This window comes from Clostridium sp. Marseille-P7770 (assembly GCF_902143525.1).
In the GTDB taxonomy this organism is placed as follows: Bacteria; Bacillota; Clostridia; order Lachnospirales; family Lachnospiraceae; genus Pilosibacter.
The window spans coordinates 611,621-632,696 of record NZ_CABFVC010000003.1; the positions used below are offsets into that span (position 1 = coordinate 611,621).

Below are 21,076 nucleotides of genomic sequence, written 5' to 3' on the forward strand. Positions count from 1 at the left end.
GTATAGTGACATGAGCAACTATAGAGCAATTATCGTGAATGATACACCAGCAAATGATATCCCCTCACTCTTAAAAGCAAAGGCAAAACTCATCTCGAACCAAAATAAGGGACAAGGATTTTATGTGATCATAGGAGGATGGCAAGGCAAGACTTATGGGTTCTCTATCGGAAATGTTATAGGCGGAAAAATCACTATTGCATGTTTTCTGAACAATAACTGTTATCTGGACACATGTGATTATTCGAATCCTGAAAGCAATTTTTCGTATGCAACTATGAAGCCGGATTTATCACCCTATATTACAAAATCTCAGCTGTTTGCTGCTCAAAGTCAATCTTTTCTTGTGAACAAAAGCACAACAATAGATGGAACCTTATTTTCCACAGCAAATTTTAAAGCACAACGGCCAAATACTGGGACTGGAGCTGCATCATACGGATTTGAAAATATCGGCATAAATTCAGGTGCTTTATACCTCGATCCAACGGATTACAAACTGCATTTTATAAATTATGAAGGAAATGATTTTACGATAAATTGGACGAAAAACTAAGTAAGTTTAACCCATGAAGTATCGCCACTTCCGGCGTTATATCGATATCGATCACCATTTACGCTGAATAATAACGCACATGATCCACCGCATAATACATATCCGGTTTGTCTGTTTGGAGTAAATGGTCCACTATATCCGACAAAACCAATTCTAGGAAGTGCACCAGTATAGACCTTTTTCAAATCGTCAAACGTATAATTGGTCATGTTAATAAAAAATTTGTTTTGAAAATCGGTAAGATCACTGGACAATAAGTATGGGGCTTTTTCCCACTTTGCTTCTTGTGTAAGACAGAAAATCTCTTTGGATCCACTGAGTGCCCATATCCACCAATTAGATGCAAAGCAAATAGTGGTGCCGCTTTTTGATCCTGATGGCAAAATATCTGTTTGCCTCCAATCGATATATCCGATATAAACAGTTTTATTTTGTTTGCTAAGAGATACAAGCGTTGATAAATCAGTGATACTCCCGCACCACGTAATTTTCTCACTATACAATTGAGTGTACAGGTCCTTCAGCACCTTCCCCTGCGCCGCCGATAATGGCAACCCTGCATTGTCCGTCACGCAGTTATTGACGATCTGACCGGCGTGGAGGACGAACTGCATCCCGGCTTTGAAGTTCCGGAAGAACTGGAAGAAATTCATCTTGCTTTTTACCAGATTCAAAAAATCCGGGAAGCTGCTAATACCGGAAACTGTTCCAGAATCATCAAACTCTGGAGTCTCAACGGACTCCTTAAACGCATTGAAGTCTACCTTCTTTGTCAGTGCTCCTGGTGACACATAAGCAGTTACCTTTGCGACAGACCCAATCAGCACGTTAAACGTGATCTCCGCAAATTTGCTGATTGCATCCGTTTCCGCATAGATATACTGCGGATCCTCTGTAAGATCCAGATACGCATACAAGATCTCTCCGACATCCGGATCCGTTGCAAAGACTCCAGCCTCCGTAACTGCGAAGCCGGCACTGACGCCAATAGAGCTTACCTGTGCCGCGATATATGCAACGTCAGACTGGTCCGGGCTCACGCCATAGGATTCAATCTGCGCGTCCATCTTATACTCATTCAGATCCACCATTGTCTGCGGGTCAACTCCACTGGGAACCCGTCCGGTTCCCACGGCTACTCTCGATATCTGCAGTTCTGTGCTGGCAGCTACCAGTTTTGTGATCAGCGCCAATCCTTTATTTGTCAATACTGTTCCTGACATTCCTATACCTCCCGTGGTATTGCCGGATAAGATACCCTTGTGCAGACAAGAGTTCCTATTCCTGCTTTTAATTCAATCGTCTTCACACTCTTCTTGTTTAACGGCATCGGAGCTACATTAATAAAAGCCGCAATGCATGTAGGAGTTCCCACATACACAGCAGCTCGCTTACTACTGTACGTCTTATAGAAAATTCTGATTCCGACACCTGTGGTCTTTATCCGTTTCATTAGTCCGGCAATCGTATCTGCAACATTTTTGTGTTCCTGATCCAACTTATCCTCATCGATATACAGATAAATTTTTGCAGGATAGACTTCCTGAAAAGATATATCCTCCGCACTTACACCAAAAAGGGATGCCGCCGAGAGGATGATCGTATCGAGATCTCCGGCAGCAAGCATGGCGATGATCTTTACCTTGATCATGATCCGGTAAATCTCATCTCCTGCTTCTCCTCTGGCTACTCCGAAACCATTCCCGTATCTCGTGAGTGTTTCACCTTCCATAACATCGATGTCATCCCACAGCCGGACTTTCTCTGTTTGATCATGGATGATATCAAAGCCCCATCCTGATAAAGTGAACAGCTTTCCGATGTTCGTTTTCGGTGTCCTCTTTTCTTTCAGTTCCAAGATGTCCGTTCGGTTATACGCGCTGGTCAGCATTTCCAGCATCTTTATCGCAAAGCTCATTCGATGATCACCGCACTTTCTTCTGTAATGGCTTTTTCCCGATACCCAATCGACACATTGGATTTTCCGTAAGTGGTTCCGTCTGTACTGATATCAATATTAAAATCCTCCACTCCTGAGACTGCAGCTACAATTCCAGGTAGCTTAATGTAGATGACATCAATACCAATCTCCAAACCTCCGGCCGTCGAGCTGCCGATGTATTCCACTAATGCTTCCCGTATTGTGTCATCTCCAGCATAAGAACTGTTCTTTTTTAATTTTGAGATCTTAATCCAGATTTTCTTCGGTGTCGGACGGGAAAATCTGATCGCCAACTGCTGTTTTGATGCCGTTACGACATTAACTGATACGCTGCCTATCGTCTGGACACCTCCGGATCGGCGCGAGTATATTGCTTTCGCAATCTCCTCATCCAAACCTCCATACACAACCGCTTCCAGGCTGTGCGGCGGAAGATTGTAGGTGTCGTCGTGTGCATCTGTATCATTTTCATAAACATATGCAGATGATACTCCCTCAACATCATTTAGCAGCACCGCCCTGATAGCATCTGCATTGACTCCGCCTGGATAATCCACCGACTTGTAGTATCTTGCCCGAAACTCCGCATCCGTCTCTTTCAAACGTCCGCCTGTGATTTCTGCACCATTCGTAATGGCTGTCACTCCGGCCACAGAGGATGGATTAACGATCACCTGGATGGTTCCTGCCGCCGTATTGTATTCCGGTCCTGTTTCGACCGCCTGAATCAAAGCAAGGCATGTCCCGGATTCTCCGATTGTAACAGCAGACATGACCGTATACTGCAATCCTCCGTTTGTTGCCACCAGGAATCCCGCTGGAACCACGGTTCCCACTGTGCCTGTTACAGAAATATATCCGGTTGCTTTTCCTTCCGGAAGAAGCTGCATACCGATTGCATTTCCCAGATGATAAAGGCTTGTCCCCACGGCTGTGTCCACAAAGCGGCTATTGTACACATCTTCCAAGCAGGCAAAGAGGATATTCCAAATCCATGCCAGGATACGCAAAAACACGCCAAGCGGAGATCTCACAGTTAAGTTGATTCCATCACCATACAGCTCCCTTGCCTTGTATTCCAAAGCATTCAAGAGCACCGTATAGGTCGGGCGGTAAAAGCCCTTATCTGTTAATCCCCAGTTATCATTCACCCACATTCACCTCCATACTGACCTTTTCTCCATCGTTTAAAGTCCCGGAAAATCTGATCTCCGCTGACCGGTGCTGCATGTTGATCGTCAACTCATCGATCATGGCCACACGGCTCTCTTGAAAGATTGCTTCCCGGATTACTTCGTCCATAGTATCCTCATCCGTCGGAAGCCCCAGAATCAATTCATAGTCAGTACCATGATCCGGAACCGGATCAAAGTCTCCTTGGAATGCCGTCAGCGTCATTCTTACGCTCTGGACCGCCGTCTCATCTTCACTCACAGTTTCCAGAAGTCCATTATCATCAAAACACAGATCTTTTGTCTCCGGATCAATCTTCCATGCATCGTTCATGCCATCACCCTTTCTGTACAACACCAACAAAGACCGCATCATCTCCAGAATGCACCCTGGAAGAGTTCGGCGTGCTCTCTGCTCCGGTCTTGATAGAGTTATCGCTGTCCAGATCCAGATAGACCACCACACCGATATCTCCCGGATTGATTTTTACGGTTACTGTTCCTTTCTTTCCCTCGATCTCCACTTCAAGTGGAATATTTGCAACCTTCACGCCCAGAATCGGAGGCGGGGAAACAACCGTGTCACCGATCTCCCTTTTTACCAAAGGTTTCACATTGACGGTCATCTTTCCGGCATCGAAAGCTGTCACCTGCACAAGGTCCGCACAACGGATCTTCAGAAGATTTTTTCTTTCATTCGCTTCTGCATTGTTAAGTTCTGCTGATTTGTATCCCATTCTCTCTCCTATCCTGCAACCTTAAATTCGATCTCAGTCGTCCAGGTTCCCGTTGGAGATCCTTTATGTACTCCGGATATGATCTGGTATTTTCCGTTCAGGTCTCTTGATTGGATCTGCACGATATCTCCAGGGCCTAAGCAGTAATTGAGAAGGCAGGTCCTTTTCCAGGTCTTCTTCGCTGCCGCTTTCGTCTCTGCACTTGCTCCTTTATTCTGCGGAGCCTCTACCGTGGTCACGTCAGAATCATCTGACTGGAAGAGGAGTCCACTCGCTGGCGTCAGGAGATATCCTTTGTTTACCCCATCGGCAGGATTATTGATAATGACCTGGTTTGCCCGTATCAGCAGCCTCGACTTACATTCCCTGGTAACAATTTCCTGCAAAACATCCTTCAGCTTTCCGGAGCATACCCGGCCGCGCGGGTATACCACATTCTCCGCAAGCTGAAATACGCCGATCTCCAGGGCGAACATATTCAGAAGATCCCTAACGATAGCTTCCGCCGTCGTGCCTTCCGCGTAGGTCTTGTTGACTTTCTTATTCAGCCACTGATCGAGTGCCGCCGTTGCTGTGATCTTTGTCTGCCACTCCACGCCATTCTGTTTATGGCTGCAGCTTGCAACCTGTCCCACGAAAAGAACGCCCTCGTCATCTTCATACCCGGCATTAAGGATGACCACCTGGTTCTTTACAATGCCCTGACGAGAGGTCGGATTCAAGTTATATACGGTAAAAGAAGCGGTGATCAGCTGGTCAGAATCATAAAACGGTACTTCAAAATCGAAGTAAAAACCATCGTTCATGTTGTATTTCAGAGGTCCGATCTGCAAGGTAGCGGACCGAAGGAAAAAAGCCATCAGTCTGTCCTCCTTTCATGCAGATAGAGCTGAACTTCTTTTCCGAAATTTTCAAATGTTACCGTATCCACATCTCCTGATAAGCAGTACGGGACGATCACCGGGATCGGATATCTTGCGTCCTCAATCACCCGGAACATTGGTCTCCCGTACCGCACCGGATCCCCGTAGCACAGCACTTCTCCCGTGGCCATAATTGCCAGGTCAGCTGTGAAAAACTTTCCCTGCTCGTTATACCGGACCGTCAGAGTGTACGTACGGTCATCCAGCTTGATTGAAAATGTATACGGGACCTTTGACGTATCGATTGGGATATACTCCACCTCCGCCGTCAGTCCCATTGACTGCAATTCATCCATCTGTCGCACCTCCTACACGCCGTTGTAGCTTGCAGTTTTCCTTTGCGTTGGTCCACTGCTGCTCTTTCCGTTATAACTGCTCACATATGCCGCATAGGCGCTCTGACTGATCTGTTTTGATACGGTTGTCTTCAGACCTGCTGAAGACACTGTTTTGGCGGAATCCTGCTTGCTCATAAGCGGTTCCTGCCCGATCTCCACATATGCTCCAGAAACGATGTTGGCTTTCTGCAGCGTGGCTGTAAACGAAAATCCATCACGATTTCCCGAGTCATTTTTCATCTGAAGACTTATAATCACATAATTCTCTACCCGGAACTTTCCCACATACGTCACCAGATCACGGTTCTTCCACATTGTCTCCAATCTGGACCGGAAGGCGCTGTGGTTCTTTACCACAACGCCCACGATCTGGAACTGTTCCGGATTCAAGTAAACATGGTCCTCGATGCTACTCCCGCCTTCGATCGCATTGGATGTCATCTTACTGGATTTTGTCATCGTCTCCTGTGTTATCGTTCCGGTTGCCGGAAGAAACGATATTGCTCCGGATTTCTTTCCGGTCAAACTATATGCCATGTCAACCTCCTATGCATTTCCCTGCTGGATCGCCATCTGATCATAATGTTCTTCCTGCATCTCCTGATACAGCTCCTTGATCATCTGCTTCAGGTCATCCGTCAGCTTCGTACCTCCGCCCTCACTGTCTCCGTGGATTTCCACCTTGATAGTAGGGTTGAAGTTAATGTCTGTTTTAACACTGCTCTGCCGGCTGTTATTGATGATCTGCTCACTCTTATCCGCCGGAATGATAGCGGATCCGGACGGCAGATATGCGATCTCACCGCCGCGCTCGTTGATGTGGGTCCAGCCACCTTTAAAGTCCGGATCTCCATCTGCGTTATGTGGAATCTTCGCACCTGCAGATTTTGCCGCCGAAGAACCGCCGCCAAATACGCCAGCGACCTTGTCAAGAAGTCCTGCAAGCCCGCCAGCCGCCCATTGAACGATTTTCGATAAGAAGCTCACAACACGGGACAAAATGTCCGCAATGCCTCCGAGAACCGGAGAGATGGTCTGCAAGATCGGCGGGATCATCTTCAATCCAGCCGACAACGCCGGAAGAATGGAGTTTGCAATGCTCTCCACATATGGCATCAGCGGAACAACTACATCATCTCCCAGCACCCTCAGAATGTTCACAAACGGCGGGACGATCGTCGTCGCCATGGTCCCGATGATCCGGGAGAGCGGCGGCAGTGCCGTCGTTGCAATATTAAGCAGAGTGCCTCCGACTGGACCGGCAATGGATCCTAACTGTCCGATCACATCAATAAGCGGCGGAATCGCATCTTTTGCCAGGCTCATGATCGCCGGAGCACCGGAGGAAATTCCGATACTCATCGTATCGACGATTCCCATCAGCACCGGCTCAATCTGCGGCCAGGATGTCAGCAACGTGTTCGTGAGATCTGTGAACACCGGCGCAAACCGCTCCGCTGCGTCCGCGAGGAAGTTCTGCCAGATACCGTTCAGGCTCTTGATCCCGTTTGCGTATCCTTCCTGTTCCTTCGCCGCCATCTGCTGAATCTGCGTCGAGTTCTTCAGCAACGCGTTCATCCGGACCTGAGCCATCGCATAATCATCCAAATTATCGATGTTCTTTCCAAGCCCCATCTCCATTGCGGACTGCTTCAGGACTGCATCATCAATCTGGATTCCATATTCTGACAACGCTTTCGTGTTACCATTAATGTAATCCTGCATGACACTGAGGGCTTCCGAGTCATCCATCTTAAACGCAGTCCCAAGATCATATGCCAACGAAGTCGTAATCTTCGAGAGCTCTGTGGCCGCCTCTCCGGTGATCCCCAGCTCGTTGTACATTGCTTTATTGGATACCAAAAAACTCTGTACTTCGGTATTACTCCGGTGGATCGCAGACGAGAAGTTCTCTGACCATTCCTTCACCCCGGAATCCGGCGAAAAAGCAGCTTCGAATTTCGCCCCCGTCTGTTCTGCAGACTTACCGACTTCCAAGACCGCTGATCCGAACTGTTTTGCCAGTTCAACACCCTTCTTAAAGATCTCGATCGCTGCGGACACCGCAAAAAACGACTTTACAGCAGAGTCCATAGCGTCTTTGATCGCCGTTCCTGCTCCGGAGCCATCGCTCCCCATTTTGTCCAGGTCTGCGCCGGTTTTATCCGCCTCATCCCCTATGTCATCGATGTGTTCTCTTGCCCGCTCAAGCGCGTCAGAGAGCTTTGACCGAATCGTCTGGATTGGATGGATAAATGCCTCCTTGACATCCCGTGCACCGTCCACAGCATCTCTGGTAAACTTGGCCGCCTTCTTTCCTGCGTATCCATAAGCGCCCTGGAGTCCGGCTTTGATCGTCTTTGCGATAGAATTTGTCTCTTTGTTCGCTGTGGCGCTTGTAACGATAACAGCCTTTTTAAAGCTGTCAGCCTCGGCACCCATCTGAATGTAAGATCGTTCCACCTGAACACCGGCATCCTCAAATGCATCTCCCGTATCTCGCGCAGCGTCGGACACTCCATCCATATCCTTTGCCGCAGTTCCAGAATTTTTCGCAATCTCACTGCCGAAAGCATCTGCTGCTTTCACTGCGTCCCGCAGCTCATCCTTCGCCTGCCCGACATTTTCTTCTGCCTTATCGCCGAACCGGTCAAACGCAACCCCGGCATCCCGGATTGCGGATCCCGCCCCGTCTCCGGAATCTTCCAGCCGGTCCAGTGTCGTAATGACCTTCCGGCTTTCGCGGTCTGCATCGTGGAGTCCGTCCGCCATCGTTCCGGCACTTCTTGCCACGCTGCTTCCCATCTGGACGCCGCTGTCTTCAGCTCCCTGGAATCCAGCTTTGATTCCCTGGATGCTGCCATAGATACTTTCCAGCTGATTGATGGAATTCTTCAGCCCAAAGTCTACGCCAATTGTTAGATTTCTCTGGTCGTTCAATTTGTCACCTCTCTTTCAATGAAGAACCGGCAGAATTTCCTACGAAGCACTCTGCCGGTCACTTATGGATTGTCTGAAATTGAGGTATGCCTCTCGAGCTTCGTAGAACTCCCCGAGATCCATCTGGGCCCACTCGGAATAAGAAATCTTTCCTGTTGAAAAAACAAGAGTCCAGAATTCCTGATGCCTTAATGCTCTGGACTGAGCCAGTTCTTCATCAGCTTCTGCCTCTAAGAAAGGATTCGATCTCTCCCAGAAGCTTTTCAGGGGTTAAAATATCTTCTGCCTCCTCGAAATAATCAAATCCCTTTGTGCTTACCTCTTTCGGGTCAGTGACCACGTTTTTAAACAGCTCATCGATGTATTCAGCGGTCTTCCGCTTTCCGCCAGTCATTCCACAGCGGTCATTGAGATCAAAATACCATCTCGGAGACACGCTCTGAAGCATAAATTTGTTGCCATTTACTACGACTTCTTTCTGCTTTGCCATATACTTTCTATATCCCCTTTCAGTTAATCCTTTTGGACGGTCTGGCCACTTCTTCATGGTTTACCGTACCTGAAGATTCGGTACGAAAATTGAAATTGTTACATTTCCGGATGTCTTTCCTCTGGACACATCCGGCATCTTCACAACGCGGCATTTCTGCGCCGTGATGCTGATATCATCGCTGTCATTTGCATCAGATACAGTCACAGAAATCGGTTTCCGGCTTGACGCCAGGCTTCTGAGACGCGGCAGAGAGGAAGAAGTTCCCTGCAGCGTGATTGTAATCGTACCGCTCTCATTCGCATTCTCGGAATATACCACATCGCCCTTGCAGCCCACTTCTGTAGTCACTGCATCCTCGTTTTTTGTTGCCGTGATCATGGAGTCTGATGCGTATCCGGTGATAATAGCTCCGTCCACCGCCACGTTGACTTTTTTCGGATCATAACTTGTTACATCCATTGATAATCCTCCTTACTTAATTCAGCGTTACTTTTAAGGTTCCGGAGATCTTCACACCATGGACGGCACCAGCCAGCTGTGCTTCCCACGGGATATCCGGCATCTGGCGTAATGCTGCCTGCTGGTCTGTGGCCGCGGACCTCTTCGGAACGGATACGTTATACACTCCGGCGCCAGATTCCGGATCTGTTGCAATGATCCCGTAATCGGCTGCCTGATCCAGCGTTTCAAAAACGCCGGCTGCCACGATCGTAAAACCGGCATCCGTGTACGGAATCGTTTCATTGCTTGTGAAGATGTTGTACAGCTTCTCACGCATGGTTTTTGCAATCCAGTCGCCGCCAAGGATCGTATCGATCCATTCTCCGTCAGCACAGCAGCCGTTTTTGATGTAGTTTTTCTTGTACTCATTGGTAACCCAGTTCACATGGTTCTCTTCCAGAATCGTGAGTTCGGATTCTTTTAAGTTCGGCACGGACACTCCCACCGGCATCTTAAATTTCCATGTTACAGACTGCGGGTACCAAGGACCAACAGAACCAATCCACGCAGCTTCCGCCTGCTCGTCCAGATTCCCTGTGTAAATCACGACGGTTCTTCGGTCAGTGAGCTTCAGTTCCTTGTTGTCGGTCTCTGCAAAGTAAAACTTTCGGTGATCCTCGACTCCGGCCGTCAGCTCTGCTTCACTCGGTTCACTGTCTGCGGCAAATGCCGCCAATGCTTTGATGTAGGCGTCCTCATGCTGATCAGTAAGGAACATGTACCAATCATTATCCTTATCCTGAAATGTTTTGATCGCATTTACGAGTGCTTCCGGAGATTCCGGTTCCGCAAATCCTACAACTTTGACTTTCTTGATCAGGGATGCCGGTGTCGGTTTCGCCTTACCCTGTCCCATCATCACCTTTGCTTTTTTATACACAGCACTTTCTGCCGTATAGTCCTTTGCGATATCTTCCGGATCCGTATAAGTCTTCACGTCTTTCGCTCCTGCCGTGGAGATCAGAAGAATATCGAGTGAAGCAACGGAAGTGTCAACCTCTTCCAGCTTCACAACCACTACTACGTCTTTAGAGCTCATTGCTGTCTCCTTTCTTTGTCACTACATGTTCAATAGTTCCTATCTTCCGGGTATCTGTGCGGACATACCGGATCCGGACGTCAAAGCCGTACCGCCTCGCCTCTTCATCGACCATCAGCGTAGATCGGTCCTGAACAGCTGACACATCATCAATGGTTATTCCCATGCCTGCGATCGTATCGTAACCGGCATGGAGGAACCACCCGGCCGCCTTGTCCGCAAAACGAAAAGCTTCATCCTCTCCCAGAACATACTCGTTACCGACCTCCCGATCGGTGCTGCAGCATGTAAAGGAAAAGGTGCAGCTGGCTTCCCCGGTCCGCTTCTCCAGATATCCATCGTCCAGCTTCTCCAACTGATAATCTCCCTGCCCGCCTTCCGGCGTATATGGAGCCGCGCTGTAAAAGAGATACGGGTATTCCGCTTCCGGATTCTGCTGGTTATTCAGCATGATCGAACACTGGAGGTATTCACTTAAGCACTGGATAATCCGGTTTCGAATTTCTAAAAAGTTCATCGTTTTGCCGCATCTCCCTTCCTCTCGATCAGATAACGCTTCATTGGGTGGATGGAATTATGCCCCAACTCCTGGGTGATCGTGTATACGGTCCCATCCTGATCCATCACGCGTGCACCAATCTGAAGCGCATGTCCGTTTGTATAGATTTTTTCTGTACAGTGCATATAAGTCCCCGCCGCGTCGCGAATCAGGTCCTTATCATTCACTGGCAGGATCACCCCACGGAATGAGATTCTGGTTTCTTTTCCCGGTATGTACTGTCCGCCATTATCCTGCTGAAACGCCGCCCCTGATTTGATTTCAAACATCTCATGGAGCAGTCCATTCGGGATCATTGGTTTGGCATACGCAAAACTGCTCATGCTATACATCATCCTTTCTCTATCCGGTATGTGACGGAATTCCTTAGTCTTCCGGTCTCGATCAGCGGGTTATCCGGCCAGTTTGATGTGGCTTTTGTAATATTTCCCTTGTTTTTAAAATTGAACGGCTGGTTCATGTATTCCTGGATCAGCCCTACAATTTTCATCCCGATATGGTCCATGACACTCTCCGCGTCCCATCCATCAAATACAACATGGCTGATCATCGTGGAAACAATATCTTCGATTGCCTGCTCATTGCTGTCATATCCCGCGCGGATGAAGCTTCTCTCCGGAATATTCACGGATTCCATCAGGATAAACAGAAACTCAATGTCATCCTTTTTTGTCGGGATCTTTTTATTTCCCGGCTTCCTGTCCTTCGGCGTCGTATCGGAAGGGGAACTCTTCATTTTCGGCTCCTTCCCCTCCCTGTTTGGACTGATACACCCGAACAGATACCCGTTTTCGGAACGTAGGAAAAAGAGTCCTGGGAAATCCAGAGGACTCTTTCCTACTGCCTTCTTCGCAATTGGAATCGCGAGATTTTTGACGTTCTTCGCATGGATCGTCGCGCCAAACTCGTGGACATTAGCGATCGTCAGAATGTCTGCAGGTGCTCCTTCGCGGCCCTCGCCGCCAGCCCCGAACCCATTGCCTCCCTGGATTCCGATATGCAGTTTCATTTCTTTTAGCTTTTCAAATTCTGCCTTGATCCGTTCCAGTTCCGGCGTTATAGTATCGTTTACTGTCATCAGGTCCACCTCATATACTGATTGATTACTGCCTGCACCTGCTCACCGAGCGCATGGTCAAAGGTCCAGCTGACATCAGAAATACTGAAGGCAGCCAGCCCGTTCGCCCCGTTGTTGGCAAGATTCCACTGCTGCTGTACCATCTGCCACACAATATACTGCAGATCATACGGAAGATCCGCCGGATGTTCTTCTGTGGCGTCTTTCGGCAAAACATATCCTGCCTGATACTTCACCTTCAGACATCGGTTAATCCTTGTAAGATCATTTGCCAAGCCACTTCTGTACCCCCGCAGCTCCCATCCGGCATCGCTAAAAAGGACTCCGATGTCTCCTGTATCTGCAAAGGAATAGGACTCCGGATCCAGTTTCTGGTGATAGCCTGTATCTTCTACCGACATCACCTCCCGGATCGGGTACTGTTTCAGGCACAGCTCCTGATATCCAGTTGGGAAATGCGTTTCTGTGTACTCCCTGAGCGCAAATTTGCGATTCGTCATGGTCTCGATATAACTCGATGCTGCATTGATCAGCCGCTCGATATTATTCTTGGTGGAATCGTCTGTCTTGGTTATTCCCAGGAAGTCCAGCATGGTCTCCAGCGTTGTCATCGCATTATCTGCAAGCAGGCTTTTTCTCTCCATTCGCATCACCTTTCTTTAAGGCAGAGACCGGAGCCCCCGCCTTATTGCTCCGGGGAGCAGTCATCTTGTTTTCGCGCTTTTTCCGATCCATGCCTGCGCCCTCCTAAACCGGAGCCTGCGCCGGATCACCCAGGACAAGCGCATACGCTGCTCCGGATGCCGCCGGGCTTGTTCCGCCGTTAAAGCTGATTGTTGGTGTGATCTTGATATAACGCTTGCAGCCTAAAAGGTCCAGATTCATCTTGATCTCTTCTCCGGATGTCACGGAGATCTCCTTCAGGATGCCATCGCTGGTTGTAGTGTCTGGATCCAGCTTGGAATCCGGGACCACTTCAAAAGTTCCGTCTTTTGTATCGCAGTGCTCTACCTTAACGGTCAGCTTTGCGGCCGTCGGGGAGCCAGTGATGGATCCGATGGATGCAGCATAAACCGCGGAGAGGAATCCCTCGCGGTCTACAACTTTTCCGGATCCAATCACAACAGACACAGTATCAAATAATGCTCTTCTCATGCTTGTCCTCCTTAAAATACTTTAATGTTCTTGCAGTACAGGAAGCTCTCTGCGTGACGTATAGCAATGTCATCAAACATAATTGCACGGGTCGCAGAAAGGTTCTCCTCAAAGGCATTGTGCTGGATGCCCTGCTCATCAGTCCATGTACCGTCAAGGGTTGTGTAAGTTTCAAGTCCCATCTGATCGCCAATCAGAAGATCAGACCAGTTTCCAAAGAACAGATCTGTCTTTCCGTTCTTATCGATCGGGATCTGGTTGCTCACCTTATACGGCATACCCGCTAATTTTCCTTCCATCATCTCATCGCGGTAGATGTATGCTCCAGTCTGGGTCTTCATGTTCTTGAACACGCCCTCCAGCTGGCTGTTCATCGCCCATCCGGCATGAAGGTCATCGATGTTCTTTCCTAATGCCTTGGAAGATACGTAAACCGGGAAGTCTGCGGTGATCTTTCCGTTCGTATCTGCAAGCTCAGCAGTGTCTAACTTTGTCGCATCAATGTTCTCAACCTCTTTGTTATTTGCAATGCCAGTCGGCTGGAACTCGCTGCCTGTGCCGTATAATCCACCATAGTCAAGACCTAACTGCATGCGGCGGAACAGGTCGTTTGCGAACATCGCATCAGAAGAGAAGTTAGACATTAACAGAAGCTCTCTGGACTGCGGCACGATAGCTTCCAATCTCTTTGCAGACATACGGATGTTGCCGTACTTCGGGGAAGCTGCCGTGATCTTACGACCTTCACCGCCCCATGTTGCACGGGTTCCCGCTGTCATACGCGGAAGGTTTAAGTTGCCGTTTGTTAACGGGATCTGCTGTGCCCCTAACTCCACGATAACGGTCTTCGGGTAAAGGAGCTCGATGATCTGATCGGAGTAAACCTCCGGGATCAGGAAACCTCCGCCTACAGAGCTGGTCGCTGTCATCGCTTTGAACTCGCGCTCCATCTCCTTATCTCCATACATCTTTCTTGCCATGTATGCGGCACGCTCCGGATCTCCCTTACCGTGGATATCTAAGCACTTGATGGCACGTGCCACCTGGATATGTGCCGGAATCTTTTTCTGCTGCACGCCTCCCGGTTCTCCTTTCCTGCTCATATAAATGTTGCTGTATTTTCTTGCCGGTTCACGGCGTTTCTGGAGAGTTCCCGCGGACTTCTTCTGGCGAGTGGGAGTAGTCCCCTTCATCCCCTTTTCCTCGTCATCCTCCGGCTCGTCGTCGCTCATGACCTCAGCCACAGCGTCCAGTAACTCATCGGCAAAGCCGTCACCCAGCTCATCCTCTTTACGGGACTTACGCTTTTCGTTTACGTTGTCAAGGGCATCCTGGATCACAGTCTCAAGGTCCACCTCATCACCCTTCGTACCGTCAGCGGCATCAACGATTGCCTCGACGATCTCTGCGGCCGCGTCCTCTCCGATCTCATCTTCTTTTGCGGACTTGCGTTTCTCATTGATGGAATCGATGGCATCACTTACGATATCCGCGATGTCATCATCGTCCTTATCCTCTTCCGGATCATCGCCCTCTTTCTCTTCCGCCAGGGCAGCCTTTACTGCATCCTTGATCATTTCCTGGAGATCTCCTGCGCCCATCTTCATGGACTTCTTTCTTCTTGCTGCTTTCCGATTTAATCTGTATCTGCTCAATTTGTTTCCTCCTTAAAAAATAATTTCAATGTTACCTGCTTTTCTGCTTCTGGGAGGTTTTCTCCGAGAAATCGGCATTTCCTTTTTCCCGGACGCCTTGCTGATCACAGAATCGATCATGCGGGCTGACTCCTTCATGGAGCGGCTGACCTCATTCAGGGACTTAAGCCTTGAATCGCTGATCTTGCGTCCTTCCTTCAGCTCTTTCCGGATCTCTTCTGTTGCTGACTTGTAGTCAGTAATGACTGCCTCCGGGTTCATGGCCCAGGTCACAACAGACACTTCCCACAGGGTCACTTCCTTCAGATGCCGGATCCCAGTCTCGTCATATTCAAAGACTACCGGCTCATAGCCGATGGACAACTCGTTCAGAACGCCGTCTTTCAGGAGAGTCTTGATATCTTTTCCCATTGATGTGTCGGAGATCTTCGCCTTCAGGAATAATCCCTTTTCATCCTCCCGGAGCTCGATCGGCTTTCCGATCGGCAGCCAGCAGTCGTTATGCAATGCCAGGATCTTAACTCTCCCCCATCCGCCTGCCAGCGCCTTTGCAAACGCGCCAGGCTCGATGATGTCCCCGCCGCTGTCAATGTTCTCGAATACGGCACCGTATCCGGAAAAAATACCCTCTTCTTCGTCGTATTCGTCCATCTTAAAAGACAGCCGCTTTGTCTCGTGTTTCATGCTGGTTCTTCCTCCTTTCTTCAGAATTTTTTGTATAAAAAAAGACCAGGTTTCCCTGATCTTCTTTATGCTTATTTAGTTTTCTAAAAATAGCACGCATCACTGCGTGCCATCTTTATCGTCATTCTTTTTCAATAGCTTTCCAACTAAAATAAAACGAATTCCTATTAGCAATGCTAAGATACATACCACAACAACTACATTCATTACAATGATTCCCCAAAATACTTCCCTCATGTTTTCACTTGTCAGTGAAAATGTGATATTGGCATTTACAACTATTAATGCAAATATCGATACAAAAATTCCCATCAAAGAAATTATATTGGCATAAAGGGACTTCATTTCTCCCCTTACCTGTTCAACTTTTTTCTCTAACATTTCATTAGTTGCTTTTGCATTAATAACCGCATTGGAGAACACCTCACCAGTCTGAAACTGCCCATATGTCATCTTTGCAAGAAAATAATAGGCTCCATTTTGTGTACCCTGTTGTTTTACAATTCCATTCGCATTTAGCCTTTTGACAGCATTAATTACAGCCTGCCTAGACATTCCAGACTGTCTTTGAAGTTCACCAAGACTTAATGCAGTGCCTTTTTCTAGTGCCTCCACAATCTTCTTTTCATTTTCGGTAAATTCATTTTTATCCATTAACACACCTCCACAAGGTGATTATAATGCATAAATTCATATTGGAAAAGTATTTTACTCATCATAGATCAAAAAGCAATGACAGTTTACAGTTTCTTCCGCCGCATTGCAGTCCGGATCACACGGCATCATGAGTTTGTGTCCTTTTGAGGTAACAAACGGTTCCGAAAACAGGATCGTTTTCCCGTTCAGCTCCCGGTGGGTATCCCGCGCCTTATTGATATTCGTGACATGCCAGGTCTTTGTTTTGAACCGGCAGCGCTTCGCCATATCGAAGGATCCTGCCTGAAGACTGGTGTTGCACTCCTGAGCGGCGATTGTCCGGGCTCTGGCGGATGTGGTGTTCATCTCGTTCATGATCTCATCTGAAAGCTCCTGATGACTCTTTCCGGTCTCGAGACCTTCCGTTACGATCCTCGCGATCTGCTCCTTCGTGGTCTTCGTTACCTTGGTAACTCTCTGGCTGCCGCGCAGCCTTGCGGTCGCTGTCAGCTCCGGCCGGTTAATCCCCGGGATCCGGTATGTGTTGATCACATTCTCAGTTCCCTTATCGTAAGTCTCCGCCCATAGCGGCGTCAGAATGGATTTCAGCATATTTTCTTCCTCTTCCCAATTCAGCAGCCCCGCCACGAATTTCATGGTCAATTCCTGCTGCTCCGTTTTCGGAAGTGCTTGGAACTCTTCCTGTGTAATCCCGATTGCGTCCCAAGCGTCACCGTCCGCTGCCTTTTTCGTTCCATTCAGAGACTTCCGGATGTGATCCGCCTGGTCCTTAAAGTAACGCTTCATGCTCTGCTCGAACTTCCGCTCCTGGGTTTTCCGGACCTGTTCAAGACTTCGCCCTGCTGCCTTGATCCGCCTCGCTTTGATCTCCGCGGCACGCTGAAGGATCTTGTCCTCTTCCTGATCCATCAGATCTGTCGGATCAATCTCGATCTGATTCCGTCCTTCATCTAACGGCGGATCTCCTTCCGCAAACTGCAGGTTCGCAGATGCAGAGCTTACCTCCACCGGGTCTTCTGTTTCATCCAGGAACAAATCCGCGAAGTTCATCTTGTAAATATCTCCGTTCTTCGCCGGCTCCATTCCAAGCTTCTCCCGCGCCTCATTCTTTGTCAGCAGTCCGTTGTTCCAACCGTCCAGAGCAACCGCTTTCTCGAATTCCTGGTCATGCGGAATGATGTCATCAAATTCCCATTCCAGGTCCTCGCCGTACGCCGGAAGGAGCTGCCGGTTAATGGCATCCTGCCGGTTCTTCAGTTTTGGCGTCAGCACGTTCTTCGCATAAATGTACTGTGCCGCGTCTGCCGTGGCACGGTTGCTGTTCTGCGTGATGCCCATGATCTCTCGAGGAACCCCAAAATGTTCCAGAACAGCATCACGGGTGAAGGTCCGTCCGTTGATCATGTCCATGTCCTTCATGTTATCTGCCAGCTTTGTCACCGAAGCCGGACTTCCAGGCGGACCTCCGATGGTGATCGGCCTGTGGCTCTTATTTGGTCCCCTCAGCCGCTCGTCCCACTTTGCAAGGAACCTCGTCTGCTGGTCATCGTTGGCACCCGGCATGGAGATAACGATTCCCGGCGTCGCGTCATTGTAGAAAAACTTCTTCTGGAACTTCGCCGCATACTCGTCTGTCTCCACTTCATCCGCGAGAGCTTCTGCCTGTCCCAGGCCGCGCCGGTACGGATCCAGCGGCTTCAGGTCTCTCATGACGAACATGTCATCTACAGACACATTCATCATGTAGCCATCTGTTGTCCGCACCTGATAGAACGGATTACCCTGATATGGCGTCATCTGCACCCAGTGCGTCGGAACCGGCCACAGCTCCGCCGGAGTGCTATCGGAATACCGTTCAATGATAAAATATCCTTCGCCCTTGAGCATCAGGAAGATCGCCTGTAGTCTCCAGATTGCGGAGGAAGTCATCTCGTACAGCGGATTCGGCTGATCCATGAAATCCAGGAACGGATGGGATGTTACCTCCTGCCGTTCCCCGTCCTCGCCGATCCGGTAAAGCTTACCCGGAATGTACGACAGATCCGATGCGATCTTGTCAACGACCGACAGCCGGGGATTTTCTCCGAAGCTCTGCAGCCACTCTGACGAGTTCCGGTCCGGAGGTGTTGTCCATCTCGGATACATTCTTTCTGTGCCGCCCTGAAAACGGCTGCGTTTAAATAAATCTAATAATCCCATATCTATCACCAGTTTACTGTCCACTCGACCGGATCATAAAGAGCAAGAGCCAGAGCGTCCGCCATATCCGGGGATTTTAGTCCCCGCTTTTTCATGGCTTCCTTCCGCTCCAGTTCAATCTTTCCGTCCTTGTTGACAATGTATTTTCGGTTACTCAATTGCGTCATCAGCGTGTCATCTTCCGGGATCTGCAGTAATCCGTCCTTCAATTTCTGTCGGACGGCTCCCCACATTAAGCCGGTGCTGTTGACATACTCGATCGGATCGTCATCATCGACCTTGCCTCCGGCGCCGCCGAAATGACACTCCACGATGTGAAGATCCAGTTCCGGAACCTCCCGGCAGTCCCGCCATTGGTTCCCGTCTTTCGGATCCAGTCCTGCTTCCCGACAACGATCCTCCCACACCGCCTGCACGATTTTTTCCTTCTGCTCATCCAGATTGTCATATACGCCAACACCCAGCCCGTCGCAGTCCACTTTCACGTGGATGGATGCTTCCGGATAGGCTGCCGCATACCGTTTGATCATCTGCACCGCATACCCGGAGATCTCCGTGGTTTTGTTATGATTGTGCATCTCGATCTCTCCGGATTTCTGCTTATCAAACACCACATACAGAACGGAACTGTCATCGCCATACCGCGCCACATCGATACCAATGTCGATCCGGAGCTTCGTGGTCTTGATCTCCAGCTGTGTTGCCTTCTCACACCACTCCATGGCGATCAGGGAATCCGGCGTGCTCTTCGGAAACTCTCCTGCTACGCGGACACGGAAGACGTCTGAATCCTCTCCAAACATCTTGATGATCTTCTCAACGAACTGTTTGGATACGTGGGCACTGTCTCGGCCGTCGATGTGAATCGCGCTGTACTCTCCGCGTGACTTGTGATGCGAATCATAGAAAAATCCCGACAGCCTTGTCGGGTTCCCCATCATGAGAAGCTTTGCGTCCTCCCCGGTCATCGCGCCGAGTACCGGCTCGAAGACTTTATCCGAAACACCGGATGCCTCATCAATGATATACAGGACATGCTCTGAATGGAATCCCTGCAGAGCTTCCGGGTTTGTTGCCGTCCGCGGAACCGCAAACCATTCTTCCGGATGCCCCCGCATATAAAGCTTCTCATTCGTCCAGATCAGCTCATCCTTAAATGCCGGATTGTTTCTCATCCATTTGCTGATCTCCGCCCACAGGACGTCCATGAGCTGATGCTCCGTAGGCGCCGTGCACGGGATCTTCGGGAACGGGCGGGTGCAGATGAACCACAGCACTGACCAGGCTTCCACGGCGCTCTTTCCGACTCCGTGCCCCGATCGGACCGAGGTCATGGGATAATCTCGAAGACTCCGCAGAATGTCACGTTGCTTTTCGTCCGGAATTGCTTTTATGATATCCTCCACAAAATAGATCGGCTCATTTGCATAGAACCGGATCGCATCACTGCTCAGTGCTGGCATTCTCCTCATCTCCCTTCATTTCCTTCTGTCTGCGCTCATACGCACCGATAATCGTCTCGGCAAGCTTCTGCTGGTTTCCGGTTCCCATCGCCATATGATCCGCCAGCCACTCCATGGCCTTCATCGCATCATACAGTTCGATGCTGGCACCGTCTTTCCCCATTTTAACCTTCTTGATCACGCGGCCGTCCACCTGACCGGATTCACGGAAATCCACATAGTTGACTTCACGCATGACCGGTGCTCCCGTCTTCTTATCCGTGATCGGACCGAAGGCTCCCATCGCCTGAATTTCTTTCCTGCCGAACGTCACGAAATCCGTGATGCTGGCAGTCGCGATATCCAGATACCACTGGAAGACATCATGCTCATCGAACAGCTGGCTTTCAAAGCGCTCTTTTTTCAGACGCTGGATCTCCGCCTTCACCCTATCGTTTCTCAGCAGCCGGAAGCTGTTGGTCATAGCTGATTCATAGCTGCACCCATACGCCTTCATGTATGACTGCGTAGCATTCAGCGTCTTCGCATAAAGAATGCAAAAAAGCTGCTGCTCCGCGGTTAGTTCCGTGTTCTCCATCACAGACTCGACCGTCTTCGCATCAGCTTTCGCAACGTTGCGTTTTTCTTTTTTGCAACGCTGCACTTTTTTCTGCAACGTTGCACTCTCAGATTTATCCCATCCATACCGGCTTTTCCAGCTTCGGACCGTCCCCGCCGAGACCTTCAGGATCTCTGCGATCTCAACCAGGCTCTTCCCGGAATCGAATAATTCCTTCGCCTTCACAACCTGTTCATTCGGACTTCTGGCCACTCACCTCACCTTCCAATCTGTCTGATTTTGGGTAAAAAGGGGCTGTCGCACTAACGTGCGGCAGCTCATTTCATATTCCCAACACAAAACGCCGAGCTTCGAAAAGCCCGGCGTTCGTGGTATAATCAGTTTATGCGACTAAACAAAATAATACAGAGAGATTATACCTCTTTT

Annotated in this window: 24 protein-coding genes; 1 reads left to right on the forward strand and 23 read right to left on the reverse strand. The window is 49.3% G+C overall.

Annotated features, from left to right (window positions below; genetic code table 11):
• The first annotated feature begins 34 nt into the window (after positions 1 to 34).
• Positions 35 to 556, forward strand: coding sequence for a hypothetical protein (locus tag FN001_RS09990; RefSeq protein WP_142411704.1), 522 nt, complete (start codon positions 35 to 37; stop codon positions 554 to 556).
• Here FN001_RS09990 and FN001_RS09995 read toward each other — a convergent pair.
• From FN001_RS09995 to FN001_RS10110, 23 genes are all read right to left on the reverse strand, one after another.
• A complete protein-coding gene (locus tag FN001_RS09995) occupies positions 553 to 1,779 on the reverse strand; it encodes a phage tail-collar fiber domain-containing protein (protein ID WP_142411705.1) in 1,227 nt (408 codons plus the stop codon). The genes FN001_RS09990 and FN001_RS09995 overlap by 4 nt on opposite strands.
• Before the next feature lie 2 nt (positions 1,780 to 1,781).
• Entirely contained in the window at positions 1,782 to 2,474 is a 693-nt protein-coding gene (locus FN001_RS10000) for a hypothetical protein (protein ID WP_118514368.1), read from the reverse strand.
• Positions 2,471 to 3,649: a baseplate J/gp47 family protein gene (locus tag FN001_RS10005; protein WP_142411706.1), complete on the reverse strand. Its 1,179-nt coding sequence runs from the start codon at positions 3,647 to 3,649 to the stop codon at positions 2,471 to 2,473. Before FN001_RS10005 ends, FN001_RS10000 begins: the two co-directional genes overlap by 4 nt.
• A complete protein-coding gene (locus FN001_RS10010; protein ID WP_142411707.1) occupies positions 3,642 to 4,004 on the reverse strand; it encodes a contractile injection system sheath initiator in 363 nt (120 codons plus the stop codon). The genes FN001_RS10005 and FN001_RS10010 overlap by 8 nt, the downstream gene beginning before the upstream one ends.
• Positions 4,005 to 4,008: 4 nt before the next feature.
• A complete protein-coding gene (locus FN001_RS10015) occupies positions 4,009 to 4,407 on the reverse strand; it encodes a Gp138 family membrane-puncturing spike protein (RefSeq protein WP_142411708.1) in 399 nt (132 codons plus the stop codon).
• An 8-nt stretch (positions 4,408 to 4,415) separates the two neighbouring features.
• Entirely contained in the window at positions 4,416 to 5,267 is an 852-nt protein-coding gene (locus FN001_RS10020; RefSeq protein ID WP_142411709.1) for a phage protein, read from the reverse strand.
• Complete coding sequence (locus FN001_RS10025; RefSeq protein WP_118514376.1) at positions 5,267 to 5,626, reverse strand: phage baseplate plug family protein; 360 nt, start codon at positions 5,624 to 5,626, stop codon at positions 5,267 to 5,269. The genes FN001_RS10020 and FN001_RS10025 overlap by 1 nt, the downstream gene beginning before the upstream one ends.
• Positions 5,627 to 5,638: 12 nt before the next feature.
• On the reverse strand, positions 5,639 to 6,205 hold the full coding sequence (locus tag FN001_RS10030) for a phage baseplate protein (protein WP_118529703.1): 567 nt from the start codon (positions 6,203 to 6,205) through the stop codon (positions 5,639 to 5,641).
• 9 nt (positions 6,206 to 6,214) lie between these two features.
• Positions 6,215 to 8,608: a hypothetical protein gene (locus FN001_RS10035; protein WP_142411710.1), complete on the reverse strand. Its 2,394-nt coding sequence runs from the start codon at positions 8,606 to 8,608 to the stop codon at positions 6,215 to 6,217.
• Between the two features lie 217 nt (positions 8,609 to 8,825).
• A complete protein-coding gene (locus FN001_RS10045) occupies positions 8,826 to 9,098 on the reverse strand; it encodes a hypothetical protein (protein ID WP_142411711.1) in 273 nt (90 codons plus the stop codon).
• A gap of 60 nt (positions 9,099 to 9,158) precedes the next feature.
• Positions 9,159 to 9,560 (reverse strand): phage structural protein, encoded by a 402-nt coding sequence (locus tag FN001_RS10050; RefSeq protein WP_142411712.1) that lies wholly within the window; start codon positions 9,558 to 9,560, stop codon positions 9,159 to 9,161.
• 16 nt (positions 9,561 to 9,576) lie between these two features.
• The gene (locus FN001_RS10055) at positions 9,577 to 10,641 is read right to left on the reverse strand and encodes a DUF3383 family protein (RefSeq protein ID WP_118514388.1); all 1,065 of its coding nucleotides are present in this window, start codon (positions 10,639 to 10,641) and stop codon (positions 9,577 to 9,579) included.
• Positions 10,631 to 11,158: a phage neck terminator protein gene (locus tag FN001_RS10060; RefSeq protein WP_142411713.1), complete on the reverse strand. Its 528-nt coding sequence runs from the start codon at positions 11,156 to 11,158 to the stop codon at positions 10,631 to 10,633. Before FN001_RS10060 ends, FN001_RS10055 begins: the two co-directional genes overlap by 11 nt.
• Positions 11,155 to 11,523, reverse strand: a complete 369-nt coding sequence (locus FN001_RS10065) for a hypothetical protein (protein WP_118514392.1) — start codon at positions 11,521 to 11,523, stop codon at positions 11,155 to 11,157. The genes FN001_RS10060 and FN001_RS10065 overlap by 4 nt, the downstream gene beginning before the upstream one ends.
• An 8-nt stretch (positions 11,524 to 11,531) precedes the next feature.
• The gene (locus FN001_RS10070; protein ID WP_142411714.1) at positions 11,532 to 12,278 is read right to left on the reverse strand and encodes a hypothetical protein; all 747 of its coding nucleotides are present in this window, start codon (positions 12,276 to 12,278) and stop codon (positions 11,532 to 11,534) included.
• Positions 12,278 to 12,922, reverse strand: a complete 645-nt coding sequence (locus tag FN001_RS10075) for a head-tail connector protein (RefSeq protein ID WP_243121983.1) — start codon at positions 12,920 to 12,922, stop codon at positions 12,278 to 12,280. Before FN001_RS10075 ends, FN001_RS10070 begins: the two co-directional genes overlap by 1 nt.
• 103 nt (positions 12,923 to 13,025) lie before the next feature.
• A complete protein-coding gene (locus tag FN001_RS10080) occupies positions 13,026 to 13,433 on the reverse strand; it encodes a hypothetical protein (RefSeq protein WP_142411716.1) in 408 nt (135 codons plus the stop codon).
• Positions 13,434 to 13,444: 11 nt separating this feature from the next.
• A complete protein-coding gene (locus tag FN001_RS10085) occupies positions 13,445 to 15,088 on the reverse strand; it encodes a phage major capsid protein (RefSeq protein WP_243121984.1) in 1,644 nt (547 codons plus the stop codon).
• A gap of 12 nt (positions 15,089 to 15,100) precedes the next feature.
• Complete coding sequence (locus tag FN001_RS10090; RefSeq protein ID WP_142411717.1) at positions 15,101 to 15,772, reverse strand: HK97 family phage prohead protease; 672 nt, start codon at positions 15,770 to 15,772, stop codon at positions 15,101 to 15,103.
• 99 nt (positions 15,773 to 15,871) lie between these two features.
• Positions 15,872 to 16,426: a winged helix-turn-helix domain-containing protein gene (locus FN001_RS10095; protein ID WP_142411718.1), complete on the reverse strand. Its 555-nt coding sequence runs from the start codon at positions 16,424 to 16,426 to the stop codon at positions 15,872 to 15,874.
• Between the two features lie 54 nt (positions 16,427 to 16,480).
• Complete coding sequence (locus tag FN001_RS10100) at positions 16,481 to 18,628, reverse strand: phage portal protein (RefSeq protein WP_142411719.1); 2,148 nt, start codon at positions 18,626 to 18,628, stop codon at positions 16,481 to 16,483.
• Positions 18,629 to 18,633: 5 nt separating this feature from the next.
• Positions 18,634 to 20,091 (reverse strand): terminase, encoded by a 1,458-nt coding sequence (locus tag FN001_RS10105; protein ID WP_142411720.1) that lies wholly within the window; start codon positions 20,089 to 20,091, stop codon positions 18,634 to 18,636.
• Positions 20,072 to 20,902, reverse strand: a complete 831-nt coding sequence (locus FN001_RS10110) for a terminase small subunit (protein ID WP_118514408.1) — start codon at positions 20,900 to 20,902, stop codon at positions 20,072 to 20,074. The genes FN001_RS10105 and FN001_RS10110 overlap by 20 nt, the downstream gene beginning before the upstream one ends.
• Between the last annotated feature and the right edge of the window lie 174 nt (positions 20,903 to 21,076).

What these genes read in the sequence shown, in the direction of transcription:
- FN001_RS10015 (WP_142411708.1), bottom strand. Translation starts at nt 4,407, where the DNA reads ATGGGATACAAATCAGCAGAACTTAACAATGCAGAAGCGAATGAAAGA.
- FN001_RS10095 (WP_142411718.1), bottom strand. Translation starts at nt 16,426, where the DNA reads ATGGATAAAAATGAATTTACCGAAAATGAAAAGAAGATTGTGGAGGCA.
- FN001_RS10025 (WP_118514376.1), bottom strand. Translation starts at nt 5,626, where the DNA reads ATGGATGAATTGCAGTCAATGGGACTGACGGCGGAGGTGGAGTATATC.
- FN001_RS10075 (WP_243121983.1), bottom strand. Translation starts at nt 12,922, where the DNA reads ATGGAGAGAAAAAGCCTGCTTGCAGATAATGCGATGACAACGCTGGAG.
- FN001_RS10060 (WP_142411713.1), bottom strand. Translation starts at nt 11,158, where the DNA reads ATGAACTTTTTAGAAATTCGAAACCGGATTATCCAGTGCTTAAGTGAA.
- FN001_RS10010 (WP_142411707.1), bottom strand. Translation starts at nt 4,004, where the DNA reads ATGAACGATGCATGGAAGATTGATCCGGAGACAAAAGATCTGTGTTTT.
- FN001_RS10055 (WP_118514388.1), bottom strand. Translation starts at nt 10,641, where the DNA reads ATGAGCTCTAAAGACGTAGTAGTGGTTGTGAAGCTGGAAGAGGTTGAC.
- FN001_RS10050 (WP_142411712.1), bottom strand. Translation starts at nt 9,560, where the DNA reads ATGGATGTAACAAGTTATGATCCGAAAAAAGTCAACGTGGCGGTGGAC.
- FN001_RS09995 (WP_142411705.1), bottom strand. Translation starts at nt 1,779, where the DNA reads ATGTCAGGAACAGTATTGACAAATAAAGGATTGGCGCTGATCACAAAA.
- FN001_RS10045 (WP_142411711.1), bottom strand. Translation starts at nt 9,098, where the DNA reads ATGGCAAAGCAGAAAGAAGTCGTAGTAAATGGCAACAAATTTATGCTT.
- FN001_RS10080 (WP_142411716.1), bottom strand. Translation starts at nt 13,433, where the DNA reads ATGAGAAGAGCATTATTTGATACTGTGTCTGTTGTGATTGGATCCGGA.
- FN001_RS10100 (WP_142411719.1), bottom strand. Translation starts at nt 18,628, where the DNA reads ATGGGATTATTAGATTTATTTAAACGCAGCCGTTTTCAGGGCGGCACA.
- FN001_RS10070 (WP_142411714.1), bottom strand. Translation starts at nt 12,278, where the DNA reads ATGACAGTAAACGATACTATAACGCCGGAACTGGAACGGATCAAGGCA.
- FN001_RS10065 (WP_118514392.1), bottom strand. Translation starts at nt 11,523, where the DNA reads ATGAGCAGTTTTGCGTATGCCAAACCAATGATCCCGAATGGACTGCTC.
- FN001_RS10105 (WP_142411720.1), bottom strand. Translation starts at nt 20,091, where the DNA reads ATGCCAGCACTGAGCAGTGATGCGATCCGGTTCTATGCAAATGAGCCG.
- FN001_RS10020 (WP_142411709.1), bottom strand. Translation starts at nt 5,267, where the DNA reads ATGGCTTTTTTCCTTCGGTCCGCTACCTTGCAGATCGGACCTCTGAAA.
- FN001_RS10000 (WP_118514368.1), bottom strand. Translation starts at nt 2,474, where the DNA reads ATGAGCTTTGCGATAAAGATGCTGGAAATGCTGACCAGCGCGTATAAC.
- FN001_RS10090 (WP_142411717.1), bottom strand. Translation starts at nt 15,772, where the DNA reads ATGAAACACGAGACAAAGCGGCTGTCTTTTAAGATGGACGAATACGAC.
- FN001_RS10030 (WP_118529703.1), bottom strand. Translation starts at nt 6,205, where the DNA reads ATGGCATATAGTTTGACCGGAAAGAAATCCGGAGCAATATCGTTTCTT.